At 62.3% G+C, this 23,766-nt stretch carries 21 protein-coding genes and 1 pseudogene; 19 read left to right on the top strand and 3 right to left on the bottom strand.

Features of this window, described 5'->3' with window-relative positions:
- Positions 1-366: 366 nt before the first annotated feature.
- The 18 genes and pseudogenes from AC07XZ_RS28315 to AC07XZ_RS28230 all read left to right on the top strand — a co-directional run.
- Positions 367-1,719, top strand: a complete 1,353-nt coding sequence (locus tag AC07XZ_RS28315; RefSeq protein WP_085748432.1) for a UDP-glucose dehydrogenase family protein — start codon at positions 367-369, stop codon at positions 1,717-1,719.
- A complete protein-coding gene (locus tag AC07XZ_RS28310) occupies positions 1,716-2,753 on the top strand; it encodes an NAD-dependent epimerase/dehydratase family protein (RefSeq protein ID WP_102688546.1) in 1,038 nt (345 codons plus the stop codon). Before AC07XZ_RS28315 ends, AC07XZ_RS28310 begins: the two co-directional genes overlap by 4 nt.
- An 18-nt stretch (positions 2,754-2,771) precedes the next feature.
- Positions 2,772-3,518, top strand: a complete 747-nt coding sequence (locus AC07XZ_RS28305; RefSeq protein WP_085748434.1) for a sugar transferase — start codon at positions 2,772-2,774, stop codon at positions 3,516-3,518.
- Entirely contained in the window at positions 3,518-4,165 is a 648-nt protein-coding gene (locus AC07XZ_RS28300; protein ID WP_085698620.1) for a CpsD/CapB family tyrosine-protein kinase, read from the top strand. Before AC07XZ_RS28305 ends, AC07XZ_RS28300 begins: the two co-directional genes overlap by 1 nt.
- Positions 4,166-4,186: 21 nt before the next feature.
- Entirely contained in the window at positions 4,187-5,212 is a 1,026-nt protein-coding gene (locus AC07XZ_RS28295; RefSeq protein WP_085748435.1) for a polysaccharide biosynthesis/export family protein, read from the top strand.
- 17 nt (positions 5,213-5,229) lie between these two features.
- The gene (locus tag AC07XZ_RS28290; protein WP_102688545.1) at positions 5,230-6,822 is read left to right on the top strand and encodes a GumC family protein; all 1,593 of its coding nucleotides are present in this window, start codon (positions 5,230-5,232) and stop codon (positions 6,820-6,822) included.
- Between the two features lie 35 nt (positions 6,823-6,857).
- The gene (locus tag AC07XZ_RS28285; RefSeq protein ID WP_371921045.1) at positions 6,858-7,910 is read left to right on the top strand and encodes a glycosyltransferase family 4 protein; all 1,053 of its coding nucleotides are present in this window, start codon (positions 6,858-6,860) and stop codon (positions 7,908-7,910) included.
- A complete protein-coding gene (locus AC07XZ_RS28280; protein ID WP_102688543.1) occupies positions 7,907-9,277 on the top strand; it encodes an O-antigen ligase family protein in 1,371 nt (456 codons plus the stop codon). Before AC07XZ_RS28285 ends, AC07XZ_RS28280 begins: the two co-directional genes overlap by 4 nt.
- Positions 9,274-10,242: a glycosyltransferase gene (locus AC07XZ_RS28275; protein ID WP_102688542.1), complete on the top strand. Its 969-nt coding sequence runs from the start codon at positions 9,274-9,276 to the stop codon at positions 10,240-10,242. The genes AC07XZ_RS28280 and AC07XZ_RS28275 overlap by 4 nt, the downstream gene beginning before the upstream one ends.
- Positions 10,235-11,371, top strand: a complete 1,137-nt coding sequence (locus AC07XZ_RS28270) for a glycosyltransferase (RefSeq protein WP_102688541.1) — start codon at positions 10,235-10,237, stop codon at positions 11,369-11,371. Before AC07XZ_RS28275 ends, AC07XZ_RS28270 begins: the two co-directional genes overlap by 8 nt.
- Positions 11,372-11,384: 13 nt before the next feature.
- Positions 11,385-12,386: a polysaccharide deacetylase family protein gene (locus AC07XZ_RS28265; protein WP_102688540.1), complete on the top strand. Its 1,002-nt coding sequence runs from the start codon at positions 11,385-11,387 to the stop codon at positions 12,384-12,386.
- The gene (locus tag AC07XZ_RS28260) at positions 12,383-13,690 is read left to right on the top strand and encodes a lipopolysaccharide biosynthesis protein (RefSeq protein WP_102688556.1); all 1,308 of its coding nucleotides are present in this window, start codon (positions 12,383-12,385) and stop codon (positions 13,688-13,690) included. Before AC07XZ_RS28265 ends, AC07XZ_RS28260 begins: the two co-directional genes overlap by 4 nt.
- Complete coding sequence (locus tag AC07XZ_RS28255; protein ID WP_102688539.1) at positions 13,687-15,606, top strand: hypothetical protein; 1,920 nt, start codon at positions 13,687-13,689, stop codon at positions 15,604-15,606. The genes AC07XZ_RS28260 and AC07XZ_RS28255 overlap by 4 nt, the downstream gene beginning before the upstream one ends.
- 68 nt (positions 15,607-15,674) lie before the next feature.
- A complete protein-coding gene (locus tag AC07XZ_RS28250; RefSeq protein WP_102688538.1) occupies positions 15,675-16,364 on the top strand; it encodes a GNAT family N-acetyltransferase in 690 nt (229 codons plus the stop codon).
- 4 nt (positions 16,365-16,368) lie between these two features.
- Positions 16,369-17,556, top strand: coding sequence for a GNAT family N-acetyltransferase (locus AC07XZ_RS28245; protein ID WP_102688537.1), 1,188 nt, complete (start codon positions 16,369-16,371; stop codon positions 17,554-17,556).
- The gene (locus tag AC07XZ_RS28240; protein WP_102688536.1) at positions 17,528-18,316 is read left to right on the top strand and encodes a ChbG/HpnK family deacetylase; all 789 of its coding nucleotides are present in this window, start codon (positions 17,528-17,530) and stop codon (positions 18,314-18,316) included. The genes AC07XZ_RS28245 and AC07XZ_RS28240 overlap by 29 nt, the downstream gene beginning before the upstream one ends.
- A gap of 117 nt (positions 18,317-18,433) precedes the next feature.
- The gene (locus AC07XZ_RS28235) at positions 18,434-19,126 is read left to right on the top strand and encodes a GNAT family N-acetyltransferase (RefSeq protein WP_102688555.1); all 693 of its coding nucleotides are present in this window, start codon (positions 18,434-18,436) and stop codon (positions 19,124-19,126) included.
- A 144-nt stretch (positions 19,127-19,270) separates the two neighbouring features.
- Positions 19,271-19,411: pseudogene (locus tag AC07XZ_RS28230) on the top strand (addiction module antidote protein); the annotation flags it as partial.
- A gap of 55 nt (positions 19,412-19,466) precedes the next feature.
- Here AC07XZ_RS28230 and AC07XZ_RS28225 read toward each other — a convergent pair.
- On the bottom strand, positions 19,467-20,273 hold the full coding sequence (locus AC07XZ_RS28225) for a class I SAM-dependent methyltransferase (RefSeq protein ID WP_102688535.1): 807 nt from the start codon (positions 20,271-20,273) through the stop codon (positions 19,467-19,469).
- 164 nt (positions 20,274-20,437) lie between these two features.
- Here AC07XZ_RS28225 and AC07XZ_RS28220 point away from each other — a divergent pair, with 164 nt between their 5' ends.
- Positions 20,438-20,806: a hypothetical protein gene (locus AC07XZ_RS28220; protein WP_102688534.1), complete on the top strand. Its 369-nt coding sequence runs from the start codon at positions 20,438-20,440 to the stop codon at positions 20,804-20,806.
- Here AC07XZ_RS28220 and AC07XZ_RS28215 read toward each other — a convergent pair.
- The gene (locus AC07XZ_RS28215; protein ID WP_102688533.1) at positions 20,797-22,233 is read right to left on the bottom strand and encodes a sigma-54-dependent transcriptional regulator; all 1,437 of its coding nucleotides are present in this window, start codon (positions 22,231-22,233) and stop codon (positions 20,797-20,799) included. The two genes, AC07XZ_RS28220 and AC07XZ_RS28215, sit on opposite strands and share 10 nt — an antisense overlap.
- Entirely contained in the window at positions 22,202-23,695 is a 1,494-nt protein-coding gene (locus AC07XZ_RS28210) for a sensor histidine kinase (protein WP_102688532.1), read from the bottom strand. The genes AC07XZ_RS28215 and AC07XZ_RS28210 overlap by 32 nt, the downstream gene beginning before the upstream one ends.
- Between the last annotated feature and the right edge of the window lie 71 nt (positions 23,696-23,766).

The following is a 23,766-nucleotide window of genomic DNA, read 5'->3' as shown; positions in this document are numbered from 1 at the left end:
GTCCGACGAGAGGTTGTCAAGGGTTTGTCGGTCAAAATCTGACACTAGCACCGGGCCATTAAAGCGCAAGAAATGTCGGACATAATCAAAAAGCGTCAAAAAAACGTTGACTCAAATCTGACACACCCAAGTCGTTAAAACCCTTGAAATTCGTGGCCTACGACCGTTTATCGATTTCTTCGAACACGTCAAGAACGGGACAAATCCATCTACAGCAAGCACTTGATGGCCTTTCGCCCCCAAAAATGGGGGTGTTATACCCTTGCAACATGTCATTTTGCTGACACGCTTTTCCCACGCTGCGCTATACCCCTTTTGACAGTTCCATTTTCGATCTTCCATCACCGTCTTACGAGGCACGCCAATATGGACGTGAGCGTATTTGGTACGGGCTATGTTGGCCTGATACAAGCAGCCGCACTTGCCGATGTCGGACATCGCGTATTGTGCGTCGATATTGACCCGAACAAGATTAAACAACTGCAACAGGCGGTACCGCCTATTAGCGAACCGGGTCTTTCGGCAACTTTGGAAGAAAACATCAAGGCCGGGCGTTTATTATTCAGCACCCAGGCCAGCGATGCGGTGGAACATGCCGCACTGATCTTCATCGCCGTGGGCACGCCGGCCGACGAAGACGGCTCCGCCGACCTCAGCCATGTGCTCAACGTGGCGCGGCAGATCGCCAGCTTCATGGAAGACGATCGCACGTTGATCATCAAATCCACGGTGCCGGTCGGCACGGCGGATCAGGTGCTGCACACCGCTGAAGAAGAACTGCAACGGCGTGGCAAAAGCGCTCTGGCAGTGCGGGTGGTGTCCAACCCCGAATTTCTCAAGGAAGGCAGCGCCCTCGCCGACTGCATGCGGCCGGACCGGATCATCGTCGGCACCCACGATGACCTGGCCCGCGAGCAGATGAGCGAGCTGTACGCGCCGTTCTGCCGCAACCACGAAAAACTGATGTTCATGGACAACCGCAGCGCCGAGCTGACCAAGTACGCAGCCAACGCCATGCTCGCCACCCGCATCAGCTTCATGAACGAGCTGGCCAACCTCACCGAACTGCTCGGCGCCGACATCGAAGCGGTGCGCAAGGGCATCGGCTCCGACCCGCGCATCGGCTATCACTTCATCTACCCGGGCTGCGGCTTCGGTGGCTCGTGCTTTCCCAAGGACCTGCGCGCCCTGCTGCACACCGCCGAACACAACGGCATGCCATTGAAACTGCTGCGCAGCGTCACCGACGTCAATGACGCGCAACGGCACATTCTGTTCAGCAAACTCAGGGCGCAATTTCCTCAAGGCCTGGCCGGCAAGTCGATCGCGATCTGGGGTTTGGCGTTCAAGCCGAACACCGATGACATGCGTGAAGCCCCGAGTCGTTACCTGATGGAGGCGCTGTGGGCCGAAGGCGCCAGCGTGCAGGCCTACGATCCGGAAGCGATGTCCGAATGCCGGCGCATTTACGGATACCGCAATGACCTGCACCTGTGCGCCACCCGCGACGACACCCTGGAAGACGCCGACGCACTGGTGATCTGCACCGAGTGGAAGAATTTCCGCGTGGTGGATTTCGAGCTGCTGGCCAGCAAGCTGCGCTCGAAAGTCATCATCGACGGACGCAATCTCTACAACCCGGAACAAGTGGCAGCCGCCGGCCTGCACTACAGCGGCATCGGTCTGCGCCACATCGCGCCTGACGGGTTGCGGCCATGAAAATCCTCGTCACCGGTGCGGCCGGGTTCATTGGTGCTCATGGCGTGCTGCGGCTGGTGCGCGACGGGCATCAGGTGATCGGCCTGGATAACTTCAACAGCTACTACGACCCGCAGCTCAAGCACGATCGGGTGGACTGGGTGCGCGGGCAAATTGGCGATGTCCAGCTCGCCACGGTTGATCTGGCAGATGCTGCGGCGCTGGAAGCATTGTTCGCGAGCGAGCGGCCGCAAGTCGTGGTCCATCTCGCCGCGCAGGCCGGGGTGCGCTATTCGCTGGAGAATCCACGGGCCTATCTGGACAGCAACCTCGACGGTTTCCTGAACATTCTGGAGTGCTGCCGCCGGCACCCGGTCGAGCACCTGATTTACGCCTCGTCCAGTTCGGTGTACGGCGCCAACCAGCGCACGCCCTACTCGGTGCAGGACGGCGTCAATCACCCGCTGTCACTGTACGCCGCGACCAAGAAAGCCAATGAATTGATGGCCCACAGCTACAGCCACCTGTTCGGCATCCCTTGCACCGGGCTGCGCTTTTTCACGGTCTACGGACCGTGGGGCCGGCCGGACATGTCGCCGATCCAGTTCGCCAAGGCGATCAGCGAAGGCTCGCCACTGAAGCTGTTCAACTACGGCGAGCATCAGCGCGATTTCACCTACATCGACGACATCATCGAAAGCATCGCGCGCCTGATCGAGCGGGCGCCCCGGGCCAATCCCGAGTGGAACCGCGAACAACCCGACCCGGCCAGCAGCATGGCGCCGTGGCGCTTGTTCAACATCGGCGGCCAGCACCCGGTGGCGCTGAAAACCTACCTCGCCCTGCTGGAAAAACACCTCGGTCAGAAAGCCGTGGTCGAGCTGCTGCCGCTGCAGCCGGGCGACGTACTCAATACCTGCGCCGAGGCCAGCGACCTGGCCCAGGCCACCGGGTTTCAGCCCCGGATAGAGCTGGATGAGGGACTGGGGCGGTTCATCGCCTGGTTCCGCGATTACTACCCCACTGCCTATCGCCCACGCGCCGTTCGCGGCTGAACATCAGCGGAGGACTCCATGACTGGACTTGAGAAAGGTGTACCGATCCAACAACTGGTGCGTGACAAACGCATGGATCCGGAACAGCGAATGCGCCTGGACGCGGCAATCCACCGCCAGGGCCAGGGCTGGATGACCGGTCGCGAGGGCGGTCGGCCGTGGCAACTGTCGCGCACCAATCGGGTGGTCGCCTGCCTCGGTGCGCTGACGATTCTGCTGATGATTTCGCCGCTGCTGATCGGTCTGGCGCTGGCCATCAAATTCACCAGCAAGGGCCCGGTGATGTTCGTGCAGAAACGCACCGGTTATCGCGGGCGCAAGTTCGGTATGTACAAGTTCCGGACCATGGTCGCCAACGCCGAAGAGCTCAAGGAGTCGTTGCGCCACCTGAACAAGCACGGTGCCGATGCCATCGACTTCAAAATCGACCAAGACCCGCGCATTACCGGGATCGGTGGCTTCCTGCGGCGCACCAGCCTCGACGAACTGCCCAACCTGATCAACGTAGTGACCGGCGACATGCGCCTGGTCGGCCCTCGCCCGACCTCGTTCAACGCCTATCGCTACAAGGACAGTCACCTCGCCCGTCTGGCGATCTACCCCGGCATGACCGGCCTGTGGCAGATCTCAGGACGCAGCAACATCGACTTCGACCAGCGCGTTGAGTTGGACCTCAGCTATATCGCCGAGCAGAGCCTTCTGCTTGATCTGAAGATTCTGTTGAAAACCCCCTTCAAAGTATTCAGCGGCCACGGAGCAAGCTAATGGACGGTTCAACCAACAAAAGCCTGAGCATTGCCAGCCCCAGCGAGTCGAACCTGACCTCGACCGTGCTGGACCTGGATCTGCGGATCCTGTTTCTGACCGCCGCCAACCCCGGCGCCGGCACCACCACCAGCGCCCTGGCGCTGGCCAGTCAACTGGCGCAGATGAGCAGCGGCCAGGTGCTGTACGTCGACGCCAGCCAGTCGGCGAGCAACCTCACCCAGCAACTGAACCTGAGCAAGGAGCGCGGCCTGCGCGACCTGCTGTTCAACCCGGACAACCCGCCGCTGTTGCAGGACTGCGTGGTGCAGGTGTCGAGCCTGCCGTTTCACGTGCTGCCCAACGGCCGGCCGATCCGCACCATGGAACACCTGACCGCCGAGCGCCTGAGCCCGCTGCTCGATCAACTGGGCAGCCAGTACCGCTTTGTGGTGATCGACGGCGACGCGGTGTATTCGGCCGCCGACACGCTGGTCATCAGCACCCAGGTCGACGGCGTGGTGTTCGTGGTACGCGCCGAAGACACCCGCTGGGAAGTCGCCCAGGCGGCAGTGCAGCGCTTGACCCAGGCCGGGGCCAAAGTGGTCGGCAGCGTGTTCAACCGGCGCAAGTACTACATGCCTAAATGGCTCTACAAAAACCTGTAAGCAACCGCAAAGGATGACGCCATGAACGCCAGGATTCTTGTGCTGCTGATGCTGCCGCTTGCAGGCTGCTCGAGCACCTCCGAAACCCAGAACATGCCGGTGAACATTCTCACCGCCACCCCGGCCAACTCCCAGGCCACCGACATGCCGAAGATCGAGCAGACCCTGCGCCCGCAGGATGTGCTGGACGTGATCTTCCACATCAGCACCAGCGGCTCGGACGCTTATCGCGTGCAGTCGGGGGACCAGATCGGACTTAACTTCACTGCTGCCAGCCAGCTCAATGGCAACCAGTTGGTGCTGCCGGACGGCACCATCGAACTGCCGGGCGCCAACACCTCGGTGAAAATCGCCGGGCTGACCAGCGAAGAAGCGCGCCAGGAAATCCAGCGCGCCTATCAACGCAAACAGCTGTTCCAGCCCAACCGCAATCAGTTGACGGTGCAGATCATCAGCCCGCTGACCAACGAGCAGAACCTGAAAAGCGCGCTCAACCACCCGGCCACCGGCATGAGCCGCGAGATCACCGTCGGCACCGACGGCTACGCGAGCTTCCCGGAAATCGGCGCGGTGCCGCTGCAAGGCATGACCGTCAACCAGCTCGAAGCCTTCCTCAACAAAAAGTACGCACAACTGCCGGGCCGCATGACCGTGGACGTGTTGCTCAAGTCCACCGCCGGCAACGAAATCTATGTGCTGGGTGAAGTCGGCCAGCCGGGTTCCTACCCGATCCGCCGGCCGGTGTCGGTGCTTGAGGCGCTGACCCTGGCGCGCGGCACCAACGTCAAGGCGCGGCTCGATTCGGTGGTGATCATGCGGCGCAACGGCAATCAGGTGCAGGCCGTGCGTTACGACGTCGAGAAAGCGTTGTCGGGCGAGGCGCCGCAAATCGCCTACCTGCAACCGGACGACATGCTGTACGTGCCGAAAACCAAACTGGCCAGCGCCGGCGAACTCGCCCGGCAACTGGCCGACGTGGTGCTGTTCCAGGGCGTGGGCTTCAGCTTCGGCTACCGCGTCGACAACAAAGACAGCAACAACAACTGACTCTCAGGTGACCGACCATGAATCCAAAGGAAAACTACCTGCATGAGTTCTTCAGGATCTTCTTCGCCAACAAGCAATTGGTGAAACGGGTCTTCCTGGTCTTTGCAGTGATCGCGCTGGTGCTGCCGCTGTTGCTCAAACAGAGCTTCGATATCACCGCTCAGGTAATCGTGCAGTCGAAAAAACTTTCACAGGGCGACGCCACCACATCGCTCACCGTGGACAACGCCACCTTCATCCCGCCGTCGCTGGCGGACATGGAAACCGAGAGCAACATCCTGCGTTCGCCGGCGCTGATCCGTCAGACCATCAGCGAGCTGCGCGACAAGGGCGAATACACCCCTTCGCCCGGCATGTTCAGCAAACTGGTGGGCGAACCGTTCAAGCGCTACATCAGTTCGCCGCTGCGCCAGTACGTGATCAACCCCGTGCGCAACACCCTGGGGCTTGAAACCGATCCGGTGCGCGACACCGCGCTCGACGCGCTGACCCAGGATGCGATAGACAGCCTGAAAATCGAGACCCTGCCTGGCTCCAACGTGATCTCGATCATCTACAGCTTCCCCGACCCGCATCAAGGCACGACCTTCGTCTCTGCCCTGCTGCAAAACTACCTGGTGAGCCGTCAGGCGCTGCAATCGATCGATTTGCCGCAATCGTTCTACGAAACCAAGAAACACCTGTATCAGGTGCGCCTTGATGGACTGGAAGGCAATCGCCAGGCGTTGCTGGAAAGTGTTGGCGCGTCGGATCCGAAGGAGGAAATCACCTTCCGCCTCAACGCGATCAATACCGAAGAGCAGGCGCTGAACCTGTATCGCGACCGCCTGCTGCAAAGCCAGCGCTGGCTCGAGTACCTGAAGACCGCGCTGGCTGCCGCCAGTAACAGCAAACTCAACGACTACACCTTCCCCTACACCTTCACCACCACGGTCGACAACGTGGCGTTCGAGGATCGGGAAATCAAACAGATGGGCGAGCAACTGACCACCCAGGTCAGCCGTTACATGAATGATCTGGCGGTGTTCCAGCCGGGCAGTGAACCGATGTTGCTGACCCGCGAGCAGATTGCCCGCACTCGCCAGCAGTTCCTCAAGGTGGTGAGCAATCGTATTCAGGAACGCACCAACGATCTGGCGGTGGTCCAGCAGGTGATCGATCAGAAAACCGCGCGCATTGCCGAGTTCAAGAACCGCATCCACGAGTTGCAGCAAACCCAGAGCAAACTGCGGCAGATGGACACCGAGATCGACGCGCTGCACGCCGCGTTCTCGACCTACGCCCAGCGTTTTGCCGAAAGTAGCACCACCCGTTCGCTGAGCGACGACCTGTCCAACGCCCGGGTCTTGAGCCCACCGTTCGAACCGACCGAACCGGCGTTTCCCAAGCCGATGCTGATCATTCCGTTCGGGCTGTTCACCGGTTTGTTGCTGGCGATTGCACTGGTCTACGTGCGTGAGTTCTTCGATCACCGCTTCAAACATCCGGCGCAAATCAGCCACGAGCTGGGCCTGCCGGTGCTGCTGGTGATCAACGACCAGAACGCGCAACCGAGCAACCCGCACAAGAACTGGACCGTGCCGAGCTTCGTGCACTGGGTGCGCAATTGAACACGTCCGCCACCCCGAACGCCGCCCTGCCGATCATGCATTTGCTCAGCAGCGGTGGCTTCTATGGGGCCGAGCGGATGTTGCTCGATCATTGCCTGGCGACGCCGGGGCAGCACCAGGTGCTGTTCCTCGATGCGCCGCCGGAATTGATCGCGCGCTTTCGCGAGGCCGGCGTCGATGCACAAGGCTGCGCAGGGCTCGGTGCCCTGCTGCGGCACTTGGGTCAGCGGCGCGGTGAACGTCCGTTGATCAATACCCACAATTTCAAAGGCCTGTTGTTCGGCTGGGTCGGCGCCACGCTGTTGCGCCTGCCGCTGGTGATCACTCAACACGGCTTCACCCCGCGCAGCCGCAAGCAGAAGTTCTACACCTGGCTGAGCCTGCAACTGTGCCGCACGGCGTCGGTGGATCGGGTGGTGTGTGTCGCCGAAAGCATCGCGGTGTTGCACCGTCAGGCCAGCGTGCCTGCGGAGAAATTGCAGGTGATTCCCAACGGATTACCGGCAGCCGCCGCGCTGCTTTCCGATGCGCCAAGACAACGCTGGCTCGCCGGTTACATCGGGCGTTTGAGCAGTGAGAAAGGCCCGGATCTGTTTCTCGACGCGCTGATCCCGCTGTGTCACCAGCACCCGCAACTCGACGCGGTGATGCTCGGCGACGGCCCGGAACGCGAAGACTTGCAGGCGCGAATCGACGCCGCCGGTTTGCAACAGCGCATCCGCTTGCCGGGTTACCAGACCGACATGCGTCACTGGTGGCAGCAACTCGATGCGCTGGTGATCAGCTCGCGCACCGAAGGTACGCCAATGATTCTGCTGGAAGCGATGCAGGCCGGGGTGCCGGTGGTAGCGTTCGCCGTCGGCGGGATTCCCGACGTACTGGAGCATCGCCACAACGGTTTGCTTGCGGCCCCCACCGACAGCGCCGCCCTCGCCCGCCAGCTCGACACCTTGCTGTCCGAGCCTGGCCTGGCACGGCAACTGCGCGACAACGCAAAACGCACGCAACAGGATCGCTACGACCTCAAGGCCCTGGCCGAACGCTGGTCGCAGCTGTACATCCGCACGGCACGGGAGGCACGCGCATGATTTTCCCGCTCTCGATCGTCAGTCTGTTGGGGCTGGCCTGCATTGCTCTGCTGGCCAGCCCCTGGCCCTACCTCGCGCCAGGCGCAGTGCTCGGTCTGGTGGGGTTCGCGGTGTTGTACCGCAAACCGACCTGGGGCCTGCTCGGCATCGTCGCCCTGGTGCCGTTCGAGGGTTTCTTCAAGGACAGTTCACTGTCCGGAAGCAAACTGATCGGCGCCTCGCTGGCGGTGATCCTGATGCTGCAACTGGCGATGCACCAGATTCCCTCGGATCGCCTGCGCAGCAATATCTGGCGCTTTCTGATCGCCTTCATGACCCTGTACTTTCTGAGCCTGCTCAACACTGACGACATGGGCATGTCGCTCGGCCACCTGCGGGAAATCAGCGTCGGCCTGATTCTGTTTGTCATCACCCTGCTGATCGGCCGCGAGCTGAACCTCGACCTGTTCGCGCGGCTGGTGACCCTGGCGGTCAGCACGACCTGCGCCATGGCCATGTTCTCCACCAAATTCCAGGATCAGGGCCGCGCCGCCGGCCTGCTCGAAGACCCCAACGCTTTCGCCCTGCTGATCGCCTTCGCCATTCCGCTGGGCCTGCTGCTGGTGATCCGCAGCCCGAACCTGTTGCATCGGCTGTTCTGGGGCGGTTGCTGCCTGCTGTTGCTCGGCGGCATGACCAAGACCGAATCGCGTTCCGGGCTGGTGGTGCTGGCCTTGAGTCTGGTGATCGGTTGCTGGCACTACCGTGCGCAACTGGCGCGGATTCGTCCACGTCACCTCGGTTTTGCCATGCTCGGTGCGGCGATCGTGATTCCGCTGGCGATCTATGCGATGCCTGCCGGCTACATCGCGCGCATCCAGTCCCTCAGCGTGTTGAGCGCAGGCGCCAAAGGGCACAACGATGAATCCCTTGGCCGCCGCGCCTCGTACATCGTGGTCGGCAGCCAGATGATCCGCGAGAACCCGTTGCTCGGCTCCGGCCCCGGCACCTTCCCGCTGCACTACGCCACCACCGGCTATGCGAAGGCGTTTTCCGCCAACCGTAAGATCGGCGACCTGTATCGCCGGGCGCATAACACCTACCTGGAAATCTTCAGCGAACTGGGGGTGCCCGCCGGATTGATGTTCGTCGGCATGCTCGCGCTGGGTCTGTACAACCTGATGCAGGCGCGCAAGGCGTGGATGCTGCGACGTGACTGGCAACAGGCGGATCTGATGACCCACCTGGGGGTGAGTTTTCTGTCGCTGACGCTGTTCCTGATGTTCCTCAGCGCACCGAACCAGAAATACCTGTGGATCATGCTCGCCATGACCAGCGTCTTGCGCCTCAAAGCCGAGCAGGCACCGATGACGGAGGCCAAAGCATGAGCCGGATCAGCATCGTCATCCCGATGTTCAACGAGGCCCGGCACATTGGCCGCACCCTGCTGGCTGCGCAAAAAGCGGCGCACGCGGCGGATGTCGAGTGTGAACTGATCGTGGTCGACAACGGATCGAGCGACGAAGGCCCGCAGATCGCCCGGCAGTTCGGCGCCCACGTACTGGTGATGCCAGGCCTGCTGATCGGCGCGTTGCGCAATCGTGGGACCGCCATCGCCACCGGGGAATGGCTGGCGTTCATCGATGCCGACATCGAAATGCCGGAAGACTGGTTGCACCCATTGTTCGACATCGAAGCCAGTGGCCAGGCCGATGTCTTCGGTCTCGACCTGCACACCCCCGCCGCCGCGCCGTGGTACGCCACCGCCTGGCAGCGCCGGACCTTGCGCCCGACCACCCACACCAGCCACGTCGTCGACTGGCTGCCCAGTGCCAACCTGCTGATGCGTCGGCGCTGGTTCGACAAGGTCGGCGGTTTCAACGAAACCCTGCGCACCGGCGAAGACAAGGAGTTCACCTTGCGCCTGAGAGAACACGGCGCGCGACTGCTCTCGATCAATGAAAGCGTGGCTCTGCACTGGGGCTACGAAATGAACTGGCGCGAGTGGATGGGCAAGGAACTGTGGCGTCAGGGCAGTCATCTGCAATTGCTGCGCAGCCACGGTTTCAGCCTGCGCCTGTTGCGGTTTCCGATGCTGTCGATCTTCGTCTGGATTCTCGATTTCCTGGCGATATCCGCGCTGCTCGACGGCTTTCCCCATCACGCCGCGATCATGGTGATGCTGACGCTGGTGCCGGGGCTGGTGCTCAGCGTGCGCCAGAGCGCCAAGCACCACAACGTCTGCCTGACCCTGCAACTGTGGGGCCTGCACTGGCTGCGCCTGCACCTGGCGGGCGCCGCGTTCATTCTCAGTCTGTGTCATTGGAACGCCAGGAGGCCTGCCCGTGGCTGAATTCATTTTCTGGATGTGCCTGCTGCTGCCGGCCTACGCCTATGTCGGCTACCCGCTGCTGCTGACGCTGCTGGCGCCGCTATTCCCGGCATGGCGCCACAGCCCGGCCCCGCCGCTGAACGTCAGCATCGTCATTGCCGCCCACAACGAGGCGCGGCACATCGAACACAAGCTGCGCTCGCTGCTGTCCCAGGATTATCAGCCGGCGACCCTGCAAATCATTCTGGCCAGCGACGGTTCCACCGACGCCACCGTGGCCTGCGCACACAAGGTCGTCGACCCGCGAATCACCGTGCTCGACCTGCCTCGCCAGGGCAAGGCCGCCACCCTGAATGCCGGCGCGGCGCTGGCCACGGGCGACATTCTGGTGTTCACCGACGCTGACAACCAATGGTCGCGGGAAACCCTCGGCTACCTGCTGGCGCCCCTGAGCGACCCACAGGTCGGCGCCTGTGCCGGACACATGGTGATTCCAGTCACCGGCGGTGGCTTGAGCATCGGCGACAGCCTTTATCGGCACTACGAGGGCTGGTTGCGTCGGGTCGAGAACCGTACCGGTTGCATGGTCTCCGCCGACGGCGCCCTGCTGGCCCTGCGCCGCGAACTGTTCGAGAACGTGCCGGCCGAGGTCAACGACGACTTCTTCATCAGCACCTGCGCCCCGGTGAAATTCAAACGGATCGTCTACGTGCCCGAAGCGCAGGTGATCGACCACGGCGTCGACGAAGCCGACAAGCAATTCCGCCGGCGCCAGCGGGTCACCGTCGGCGGCCTGCAAAGTCTGGCGCAACGCAGTGCACTGCTCAATCCGTTGAAGCATGGGCTGTATTCGATTGCGTTGATCAGCCACAAGTTGATCCGTCGCCTGGCGCCGATCCTGTTGCTGCCGCTGCTGCTGAGCAATTTCTGGCTGTGGGAAGAGCACGATTTCTATCGCCTGAGCCTGATCGCGCAATTGATCGGCTACGCCATCGCGATTGCCGGCCTGCTGGATTCACAACACCGCTTGCCCAAGCCGTTCCGCCTTGCGGCATTCCTGCTGGTGACACTGGCGGGCATGAGCATCGGCTTGTGGCAGTTCCTGCGCGGCCAGCGTTATGCCCAATGGAACCCTGACCAAAACCGTTGAGAGGGATCGAGCCATGGCGATCAAGCAACTGATTAAACGCACCAGCGGCTGGCTCTATCTCAACTCGTCCGTGGGGCGAAACCAGCTGCACGGCGCCGGCGTGATACTGATGCTCCACCGGGTGCTGTCCAACGACCGCGCCGCCGACCTGCCGCACCGCAACGAACTGTGCGTCGGGCCCAAGGCCTTCGAACACTTGCTGGTGTGGCTGCGCAAGCATTTCGATTGCGTACCGCTGATGGAAATCCTCCAGCCCAACGCCTTGCGCACCGAGCGCCCGCGAGTGGCGCTGACCTTCGACGACGGCTGGCGCGACAACGCCGCCAATGCCTTTCCGTTGCTGCAGAAACATCAGGTGCCGGCGAGCATTTTTCTCTCCACCGATTTCATCGGCAGCCGTCAGCGTTTCTGGTGGGAGAGCCTCGGCGAAACCCTGTGGGGCAGTCATGGTGAAAAAGCCCGCACGCACCTGATCGAATGCCTGCGTGCCGCCGGCCAGCCGTTGCCAGTGCTGCTGGACGACATCGATGTGGATCGCCGCAGTCTGACCCTGTTGCATTATCTGCAAAGCCTCAAGGCGCTCGATCCGAAGATACTCGAACGCCTGACCGACGAGTGTCCGCAGGAGTCGTTGCCACAAGCGCTGGACTGGCATCAGGTGCGGGCGATGGAAGCGTCGGGGCTGGTGCGTTTCGGCCCCCACGGCGCCAGTCACGCCATCCTCACCGGCCTTGACGATGTGCGCCTGAGCGAAGAAATCAGCCGCAGCCGCGATGCCATGCTCAACGGCTGCAACCGGCCGCTGCCGGTGTATTGCTACCCCAACGGCGACAACGATGAGCGGGTGCGCGAGCAGATCGCCAATCACGATTACCCGTTTGCGCTGGGCACCGGCAGCGGCATCTATCGCGGTACCGGTGATCCGCTGAATCTGCCACGCTTCGGCGTCAGCCAGCGTACCGCGCGCAATCCGGAGCTGCTGTCGTGGCGGATCTATCGCGGGGCGCGGCCATGAGTCGAAGCAGCTACCTCAAGCATCTGGCGCTGAGCATGGGCACCAAACTGGCGATGATCGCCCTGCGCCTGCTGAGGAATGTGCTGCTGGCGCGAATTCTCGGGCCCAGTGAGCGGGGCCTGTTCGCCCTGCTCAGCACCCTGCCGGATCTGATCAGCGCGGCCACCAGCGGCGGTTTGAACTCCGCTGTTGGTTATCAAGCGGCCAAGCAACGACCGATGGGCTTGTTGCTCGCGCAAGTGCTGGTGTTCGGCTGTCTGCTGGCGGGTTTGTTGACCTTGCTGGTGGTGGCGCTGGTGCGCGAGTTCGGCAGTGAACTGGACGTAACGATGCAACTCGGTCTGCTGGCGTGGCTGTTGCTGCTGGCGGTGCCGTTGACCGTGCTCAAAAGCGGTCTGCTGACCTTGCACAATGCGTCCGGCGGCGTGGTCGCGTTCAATGCCTTGCGGCTGGTGGAATCCCTGGCGCCGCTGTTGCTGTTTCTCGCGTTGTTCTGGATGTGGAAAGAAGCGGCCCTCGAAGCCGCGCTGATCAGTTGGCTGGCCGGCATCAGTCTGGTGGTGCTGGTCGGCTGGCTGTTGCTCAAACGCGCGCAGCCGTTGCAACTGCAATGGGATCGCGCCAGCCAGAACGAACTGCTGCGTTTCAGTGCGCGCAGCCACCCGGATCTGCTGTTCCAGCAAGTGATCCTGCGTTCCGATTACCTGTTCATCGGCGCCCTGCTCGGCAGCACCGCCCTCGGGCATTACGCGATGGCCAGCGCCGCCGCCGAATTGCTGCTGATCGTCCCGGAAGCGGTGACCACGCCGCTGATGAAACGCCTGCTGCAACAGGACGAAGGCATGGACAAAGTCACCCCGCTGGCACTGCGCCTGACCGCTACGGTGATGCTCGGCGCCTGCCTGACCATGGCCGTGATCGGCGAATGGCTGATCGTCACTCTGTTCGGCGTCGCCTACCAGCCAGCGTATCCGGCGCTGCTGGCGTTACTGCCGGGGCTGCTGGGCCTGTGCTACGCCAGCATCCTGCGCCTGGACCTGATCGGCAAGAATCGCCCCGGCACGGTGTCGCTGCTGATGGGGATCGGCGCGCTGCTCAATCTTGCGCTGAACCTGCTGCTGATTCCGGCCTACGGCATCGTCGGTGCAGCGGCAGCGTCGTCGATTGCCTATCTGGCGGTGACCGTGGCGATGCTGGTGTTGTACTGCCGGTTGAGCGGCGTGGCGTTCTGGCAAACCCTGATCATTCTGCCCAGCGACCTCACGCCGATGTGGCTGATGTTGCAGCGTCGGAAGGCAGCATGAAAGGCCTGGCCCTGCTGTTCGGACTTGGCCTGTCGCTGGACGCCTTCGCGGCGTCGATGCGCTGGGGCGACATTCGTGACGGCAGCCTGTACCTGCAAGCCGATCGCCCCGACACGGTGACCGTGCGCTGGGCACCGGCGTGGCAGGCGGAGGCCAACGAAGAGCACATTTACCTGCTCGACGGCCGGGGCCAATTGCAGGGCGAGCGCTTCATCAAGGCCAGTGAAACCCGTGGCAGTCAGAGCTGGCCATTGGCGCCGGGGGCCGCGAGTTATCAGCTGGAAATCCCCGGCTACAGCTTCCGCAGTTACCGGGTCGAGCACGACGAAAACACCGTGGCGCTGTTTGCCCCGGCCAAGGTGCATTTCAGTGCGGAAACCCGTAACGGCGATGAACTGTATTTCAAGGTCGCCGCGGGTGAGCACGCGATATTGGCGGGCAAGTTTCACGGCGGGGTCAGCGCCCTGCAAGCGCAGCGGGTCGGTGACGGGCAGCCCATGACACTGGCGCTGAAACCCTATCGCGCCTATTGGCAATTCGATCAGCTGGCGTTGCCGGTCAGCGAACGCGAGCAGGTCTGGCGCCTGCGTCTGCAAGGCAGCGGCAAAGCGGCGTTCTGGCTCGATGGTACGGCCAATCTGTTCGCACAGAATCCGCAACAGCTCAAACCACTGCGTGAAGACGACGGCCACACGCGCCTGACCCTGCACGACAAAGTCCTCGGCCGCACCCCGGATCTGGGCATCGCTCTGCCCTACGTGATGCCGCCGCCCGCCAGTCATCCGCTGCTCGATGCGCTGAAACCGACGGCCGCCAGTTACTACAGCTTTGTCGACGTGACGGCGAGACAACCGCACTTCGAAGATGCGTTTCGCCAGGTCTATCAGGATCGCTTCGGCATTCGCCAGGACATAACCTTGCTCGCCGGCAGTCAGCGCCAAGCCGATCTGCGCGCCGACGTGCAAAGCAACAGCGGACTCGACGCCTGGCTGGCTGGCACCCGTGCGCTGGGCGGCAAAGGCACGCACTACATCGGGTTCGCCGACGAGCCCAACCTGAATTATTCAAGCTACGAGCAATACCGTTCGATCTTCACCAGCATGGCCCGCCAAGTGCGCAGCGATCCGGCCAATGCCAGGGCCGGTGTGCGCATCGCGATGCCGGCCAGTTCGCGATTGGTCAACGGGCCGTTCGCGGACAACGCAGCAAATAAGCGTGGCATCGACTGGGCCCGGCGACTGCTGAGTGAATCCGCCGATCAGGTCGATGCGCTGGCCTGGCACGAATGGATGATTCGCGACCTGCTCGCCACTCGCGTGTACCGCGACAGCGTGCGCCGCGCTGCCGATCTGGTCGGCCTCGATGCCAAGGGCCAGCCGCGCAAAGCGTTGCTGCTGGATCAGACCAACCTGTCCAGCGGCTCGAGCCTGAGCCCCTACGATCAGGAAACCCATTTCACCTCGCTGTGGTGGGCCTCGGTGGTAATCAACGCCTCCCAGGACGGGTTGCTGACCATGCTCAACTGGTTTCAGGCCGCCGATGAGCCGCAGTACCCCAAAGGCATGTTGCGGGTGCTGGGCGATGACCGCTTCGAGTTGAAACCGGTGGGCATGGCCCAGCAGTTCATCCAGCAACACTGGCTGCACAACGTGCTGTGGCTGGAGAACGACGCGTTCGAAGTCGATGTGCTGGCGATGGCCGGCGACGATCAGCGCGGGCTGCTCGGCGTGAACAAAGGCACGCGTTTGCAGCATGTCGACCTCGCGGGCGCGAAATGTCCATTGAACAACGGCGCGCTGCGCTACTTCGGCGCCGACAACCGCAGCCGCGACGCGCCTTTTCGCTGTCAGGACGGCCGCGTGCGCTTCGAACTGCCGGGACAGACCCTGTTTGCCCTGCGCTGGAGCGCCTCATGACCGCCCCGTTGATGTCCGGCCGCGCTGGCCCCTGGCCGCGCGATGACTCGTCATCAGGAGTGAACGCCATGAACATGCTGGGCAAACTGATTAATAACCTACGGCAGAAAGGACTCACTGCCACCGTGAAAAAGGTCTGGAAACACTACGTCTTTTCTCATCAGGAACTGCTGTGGATGGAGCGCGACCTGGTCAGCCCGGTGCCGCCCCACAGCCTCAAACCCTACCCGCCACTGCGGGTGGTAAAGATCACCCCGGACAACGTCAGCGCCTTCGCCCGCCACTTCGGTGACCGGGTCGGCACCATGGCCGAGCTGTCCCGGGAGAATCACACCGGGCACATGCACCTGGACGATCAGGGCCATGCGGTGGCGTTCATCTGGGGCAGCGCCCGGGACTACTTCGACCGTCACTACTACGGCTGCATGTTCCCGGTGAAACCCGGCGAGTTCTTCGAGTTCGGCGGCGAACTGACCCGCTCGTACTGGGGCACCGAACTGTCGGTGGATCTGCAACTGGAACTGTGGAAAGCCATGGCCGCCCAGGGCTGTGACAAGGTCGTGGACGTCTGCGAGTTCCACAACATCCCGGCGCTCAAGCTGCACTTGCGCATGGGCTATACCGAACAGGGCCGGATCATGAACATCTACAAACTGTTCGGTCGCTGGCGCTTCTACCGCGAAACCCGCTACAGCGGATCGCGCCTGGAGGCGCTGCGCAAACCTTCCCGTCCACCTGTCACAGCAACGGCGACCTGAGCCTATGGCGCGATTCGAATGGCGCACCTCGTTGTGCGCACCTGACTTCCCGGCGGCGGCCTATGAAGCGCTGCGCCTGCGGGTGACGGATCACACGCCGTTCAACAGCCTCGACTGGCTGTGTGCGGCAGAGCAGGCGCTCGATGCGCACGAGCGGCTGCATGTATTGCTGGGTTGGGAAGCAGACGAATTGCGCCTGTGCCTGCCACTGGTGGCGAGCCGTGAACGGTTTTTCGGTTTGCCGTTTCGGGTGGTGCATCACCTGGGTTATCCGCTGGCCGATCGCCTGGCGTTGTTATCACAGCTGAACGCCGACGACATGCGCCAAGCCCTGCGGCTGATTCGCCAGCGAGTGCCCCACGCCCTGCTGCAACTCAATGAAATCACCGAGCCGGTCGGTGCCGAAAGCGTGCTCACCGAATGGATGGTCCACAGCTCCACCGGCGAACTTCGCTTGAGCTGCCGGGTGCCGGTGCACCTGATCAGCGAGGCTGACCGCCAGGAAGTCTCGGGCGACCCGCGCTACAAACTGCGCCGGGCGCGCAAACGGATTGCCGCGTGCGGCGCCGAAGTCCGGCGGATCACGCCCGACGCGACCAGCATGGGCCCGTTGCTGCAGGTCATCAGCGAAGTCGAAGCGGTCAGTTGGAAAGGCGACGAAGGCGTCGGAATCTTTGCCAGCGACCGCAGCCGCCGCTGCATGGAAAACGCCTTCACCGCCCTCGCCGCTTCGGGCCGGGTGCGCGTGGTGATGCTGGAACTCAACGGACGTTGCATCAGCTATCGACTCGGTCTGTTCGAACAGGGCCGGCTCTACGATTACAACCTCGCCTTCCTGCCGCAATACGCCGATCTGGGCAGCGGCCGGGTGTTGCTGGAGGAATGGATTCGCTGGGGGCTGGACGACAACTGGCGCTGGATCGATGCCTCGCGGGTCAGCCTGGAAAATTCCAGCCATCAATTGCACGAACGCATGACCGGGCAACTGGAACACTGGCGCTGGAGCTTCTACTCGTGGCGCCCGAGCGGCCTGTTGCTGGGGCTGGGGCTGCGCGTCTGGCATCGGCTCAAACCCGGGTTGCAACAATGGCGGGCGAAGCGTGCGGCGGCCAAAGCGGCGGTCATTGCGACACCTGTGATCAACCCCACCAAGGAGGGCGAACATGCCTCGCCAAGTCATAGTCAACGCTGACGATTTCGGCCTGAGCCCGAGCGAAAACGCGGTGATCCTCGGTGCGTTCCAGGCCGGGGTCATCAGTTCCGCCACCGCCATGGCCAACATGCCGGCGTTCGAAGCGGCCTGCGCCATGGCCCGGCTGCCGCTGCTGGAAGGCCGGATCGGCCTGCACTTCAACCTGACCTACGGCCGGCCCCTGAGCCGGGCCATTCTCGAGCGTCGCACGTTCTGCGACAGCCACGGTGTGTTCGACCTCAACCTGCCTCGCCACAGCCTGTGGCTGAGTCGGGAAGATCGCGAGGCGGTGCAGGAAGAATTGCAGGCGCAGTGGCAGCGCTGCGTCGATCACGGCGTGCGTCCCAGCCACCTCGATTCGCATCAGCACGTGCACAACATCTGGCCGATCGGCGAGATTGTCGCGCGCTTCGCCGCCCATCAAGGGGTGCCGGTGCGCCTGGCGCGCAACCTGGGGCAAAACCTCAGCCTGCCCAAGCGCCTGTTCAAGGGGTTGCTCAACCGCCGATTGCAGGGATTGGCCGGGGTGACGGCGGATTACGTCTGCACGCCGGTCGACCTGCGCAACGCCCCCGCGCCGACCGACGGCGTGCTGGAAATCGTCGCCCATCCGAACCAGCTCGGGGCGGATTTCGGCGACGCCTATCTGCAACCCGAAGAGTCCCTGAGCCGCTTGCTAGAGCAGCGGCTGACGGGCGTTCCACGGGTTTCCTATGCCGATCTGAACAAGGATTTTTTGCGGGGTGCCGAGGCGATCTGAGCCGTTACACAACTTGCAATACTTTCAAAGCTGGCGCTTTGACATGAATTTGCCGGCTTGATCTATACCCACAAAAGCGTCATCCACAACACCCGGGCTCCGGCCTCGGAGGGCATCATGAGCGTCATTGAAAAGCTGCGCGAACGTATCAAGCAAAAAGGCCTGGGCCGTACCTTCGGCACGTTGTGGAAACGCTACGTGTTCTTCCATTGGGAACTGTTGTGGATGGAGCGCGACCTGGTCAGCCCGGTACCGCCGCACAAGCTGCGCCCCTACGACGGCCTGCGCAAAGTCGACATCACCGCCGAGAATGCCGGCGCGTTCGCCAAACACTTCGGTGACCGGGTGCAGACCATGGCCGAACTGGCCAACGAGGGCCACACCGGGCACATGTACCTGGACGCCGACGGCCACGCAGTCGGGTTTATCTGGGGCAGCATTCGCGACTACCACGACCGCCACTATTACGGCTGCACCTTCCCGGTCAAACCCGGCGAGTTCTTCGAGTTCGGCGGTGAAATGATCCGCGCCTACTTCGGCAGCAGCCTGTCGGTGGACGTGCAGGTCGCCCTCTGGGAAGCCATGGCCGCCCAGGGTTGCAACAAGGTGGTGGACGTCTGCGAAACCCACAACATCCCGGCGCTGAAACTGCACATCCGCATGGGCTACCACGAACAGGGCCGCGTCACTCACGTCTATTGCCTGTTCGGCAAATGGCGGTTCTTCCGCGAAACCCGCTACGAAGGCTCACGCCTCGACCCGCTGCGCAAACCGGGACGGCCGGTGGTGACGGCGGCTGCGCAGGCTTGACGGATTTAACCTGCGGCGGCCGGGACGGCGCCGCAGAATCTTCCTACGCTCGTACAGGAACCAGCGACATTCAGTTTCGGCTCCATCTGGCTGCTCGCAATCATGTGAATGAATACATTCATGCAGAAACGCAGAGACAAACCGATGGAACAAAACACATCCGATTTTGAAATGACGGCATTGCTGGTTGATTTGAATGCCATCCGTGAGTACCTCTCTCAGGTACTGGCAGAAGGTGACGATGAAGAGTTGTTTCGAGCAATCGGATACGTGACGCAAGCCCGTATCCGACTCACCGAAAAAGTAACAGCACCTCTCGCCTCCCCCTCTTGTACCTGCCTCAGCGCTTCACCCCCACCCACGTAAAACACAGCGGCATCTGCGCCTCGCGGTTCTGGTACTGGTCATAGGCTTCTTCCCGGTTTGAGTGCGGGTATTCCTTGAAGTGCGTGATGTTCAGGCCGGCCTCGAGGGCGGCGGTGAAGATCGCGCCGAGGGTGTGCACGAACCAGTAAGACTTCGCCGCCGGCTGTTCGACCTTGCCGACGTAGACGATCGGTTCTTCCTGCACGAACGGTTCTTCGCGAAAGTACGAGGTGACGAGGCGAAACGGGTCCTCGCCCTCGGGGTCGACCATTTCCAGGAACGGGTGGGTTTCGTAGATCACCAGTTGTCCGCCCGGTTTGAGGGTCGAGGCGACGTGGCGAAAGAACTCGCCGATGTCGGGCATCCAGCCAAAAACGCCGATGGTGATCAGCGCAACGTCGAAACGGGCGCGCAGCGATTCGGGCAAATGATGAATATCGGCTTCGATCAATTCGGCGTTGTGCGGCGAACGCTTGTTCAGTTCGCGGGCCTGTTCGAGAAACGCGCTCGACTGATCGATACCGACCACATTCCGTGCGCCGAGGGAGAACAGTGACAGGCTTTCGCGGCCGTTGTTGCAACACAGCTGCACGACGTCCTTGCCATCGACACCGACCTGCTCGAGCAAGCCGCGAAGGGTGTCGTCGAGGCAGGAAAAATCAGCCTGCGTGACTTCGGTCAGCAAGGCCTGCCAATCGGGCGAGTCCTGATGATGACGGGCGGAATCATTCCACGCCTGACGATTGCTCTCGACGGCATTTTTATTGTTTGGCACTTCCATGGCGCACTCCGGGCGATGCTCACAATTGAGCGGGCCCGAGTCTAGTTCAGCCTCGCGCAACAGGTTGTTGCGAACTTGTAAGCCGACAACGCCTGCACCAACGCCTGCACCACGGACAGCTATAGTTAATAGCCTTGGGGAAATCCGCTTCCACAGGTGCTGCCATGGGAATGTTCAATCGACTGCTGTTATCCGCCTGTCTGCTCGCCGCCACCCAGGCGCAGGCGCTGGACAGCAACTTCAACTACTACGGGGCGGACCAGCCCTTTGCCCACCCTGCTCCACCGTCGCTGTCGGCCCAGCCGCCCCGGCCGTTCGATGACACGCCGCCACAGGACTTCATCGTCATCCCGGATCGCCGTGTTTTCCAGGACTCGCAACTGCCGACCGTGGCCGATGCGACGGTGCGGGTATTCATCCGCACCTACGATGCCGAGCGCGGCATTTACGTCAACGACGAGGTGCTGGACCCGACGTGCGTGCTCGAATGCCTCGGCACGCCCAGCCCACGCAGCAACGCGGTCTACCACTGACGCTTGTCCGGGCGTGCCAGGCCGAGTTTTTCGATGCGGTAGCGCAGCATGTCGCGGCTCAGGCCCAGCAGGCGCGCCGATTTGGTGACGTTCCAGTCGGTCTTGTCGAGCATCTTGCGCACCATGTCGCGTTCGACTTCCGGCAGGTTCATCGATTCGGTGTTGCTCGCCGGGCGCGGTTCGAAGTGCGTGTGCGGCACCTCGTGCTGATGTTGCGGTGGCAGGTCATCGCACAGGCTCATGCACACGTTCAACTGGTGCGCGGCGATGGTATCGCCCTGCGCCAGCAGCACGGTCTGTTCGAGCATGTTGCGCAGTTCGCGCACGTTGCCCGGCCAGGTGTAACTGAGCAGCAGCTCTTCGGCCTGATCGCTGAAATGCAGGTTCGGTTTGCCGTAACGCTTGCCGTGGCTGGCGAGGAAGTGCCGGGCCAGCAGCAGGATGTCTTCGCCACGGGCGTACAAGCGCGGGACCTTGATCGAGATGATCCGCAGGCGGAAAAACAGATCGCGGCGGAACTTGCCCTGCTGGACCATCTGCTCAAGGTTGCAATTGGTGGCGCTGATCACCCGCAGGTTGACCTTGCGCTCCTTCACCGAGCCGACCCGGCGAATGGTGCGATCCTCCAGCAATTTCAGCAGCTTGGCCTGGAGCACCAGATCCATTTCACCGATTTCATCGAGAAACAGCGTGCCGCCATCTGCGGCTTCCACCAGCCCGACCCGGCGGTCCTTGGCATCGGTGAACGCGCCTTTTTCATGCCCGAACAGCTCTGACTCCACCAGGTTGGCCGGAATCGACGCGCAGTTGAATTCAATGAACGGGCCTTTGCTGCGCGCGCCGTCGAAATGCAGCGCGCGGGCGACCAGTTCCTTGCCGGTACCGGTTTCGCCCTCCACCAGAACCGGCGGCAGATCGCCGTTGGCCATACGCCGCTCGGCGTCGAGCAACTGACCGATGGTGTTCTTCAGGTGCAGCATAGGCGCCGATTCGCCGATCAGCGCCTGCACTCCGGATTTCTGCGCCTCGCGCTCCTGATAGAACGACAGCGTGCGCTCCATCCGTTCGGTGGCCAGGGCCTTGTCCAGCAGCAGTTTGAGTTCCGGCAGCGCGACCGGTTTGGTGACGTAATGAAAGGCGCCCTCCTTCATCGCGACCACCGCGTCTTCGACGTTGCCGTAACCGGTCATCATGATCACTTTCAGGTCCGGCGCGCTGATGCGCAGCTTCTGGATCAGATCGTGACCGCTCATGCCCGGCAGCGAGTTGTCGGTCAGGACGATGTCCGGCATGAAGCTTTCCAGTTGCCCCAGCGCGTCCTCGGCCGAGTGGCAGACCGTCACCTCGAAGTCTTTGCGCTCCAGGTAGGTCTGAATATTTTCGGCCAGCAGTTCGTCATCCTCGACCAGCAGAATGCTGTGTTCCATATTCCCCTCCCGATGCCACTCTAAAGTTGAGACTGACGCGGGTTCCTTCCTGCTCGCGGCTGGTCAGCATGACCGAACCCTGAAACCGCTCCATGATTCGCTTGACCAGCGCGAGGCCGACCCCGAGGCCGCCCTGCTTGGTGGTGAAAAACGGTTTGAACACCAGTTGTTGCTGCTGCGCGCTCATGCCTTTGCCGGTGTCGCTCAGGGTCATGCGCACCTGACCGGCCTGCGCTGTTTCAATCTCGACACTGAGTACGCCGCCTCTGGGCATCGCTTCCAGGGCATTGGCAAACAGGCTATTGAGAATTTGCGTGAGCAGCACCTGTTGACTGACCACCGGCGGACAATCTTGTGGCGTGAATCGCACTTCGACGCCGTTGCGCCGGATCAGCGCATCAAATGCCCCCAGGGTGTCCTCGACCGCCGCCAGCAGGTCCACCGCCTCGCCGTCGTCACTCATCGGGCGCAACGACACCAGCAGTTCGCGAACCCAGCGCGACATGCGGTCAACCTGGCTGATGATGTCGCCGATGTTGCGCTGTGCCCCCGGGCTGGCGATTTCCTGGGCCAGCTCGGCACTGGAACGAATGGTCGCCAGCGGGTTGCGCAGGCTGTGGGCCACCGCCGAGGACATCTCGCCCAGAGCGACAAAGGTTTCATTGCTGATCAGTTGCTGCTGCTGGCTCTGCAGCAGGGTCGAGGCGCGCCGCACGATCCAGAACAAGCCGAGGTAAATCGCCGCGCCGCCGAGAATCGTTGCGGCCCAGATTGAGGCGAACCCACGGTCGATGCGGTCCACCAGATCCGCCGGCTCCTTGTAAATCTCGACCATGGCGACGACTTTGCTTTTGTCGGCGTTGAACATCGGAATATAGTTTTCGATGAACAGGTATTTGGGTTCGCGAGACAGCCGCTGCTCGGGTTTTTCATCGTCGATCTTGTGATAACTGGAAGACACCGGGACTTTCATCTCGAACGACTCATCCAGCTCGTCGTCGTCTTCGAACTTGACGTTGATCAGTTCGGGGTTGGTCGACCAGATGACCGTGCGGTCCAGGGCGTACACCGTGGCCAGCAGAACATCCGGCAAGTGTTCGACGTGATCGAGAAACTCGGCACGGGCCATTGCATGGGACAGCGAATCGACGTCGGGGTAGTTCCCGTCCTGGCGCGAGTCGAGCATCTCGCCCATGGTCCGTTGCGGCGTGATGTTGGCATGGCGCATTTCTGCATCGCCGATGGCCTGCACGAATTGCGCGGTGAGCAGCGCATCGCGCTCCACGCTTTCGGTGACCACGAAGCGCGTGGAGATATACCCCAGCCCCAGCGCCACGGCCGCGATGATGAAAAAACTGGCCAGCGAAAACCAGCGCAGCAGATTGAACTGCCCGCCCCAGCTCTTGATGGCCGCCAGCGCGAGGTTCGGTGCCGATGTTTTCTGTTCTTCCAGTCGTTGCATGGGGATGCCCTGGCGTTCTGGTATCGAGCCGGTTACAGCCGCCCTCTCTCGAATGAGTGTAGGTGGCAATG

Source organism: Pseudomonas sp. GW458-11-26-14-LB4 (assembly GCF_059423925.1).
This window is presented reverse-complemented; position numbering and strand designations above follow the sequence as displayed.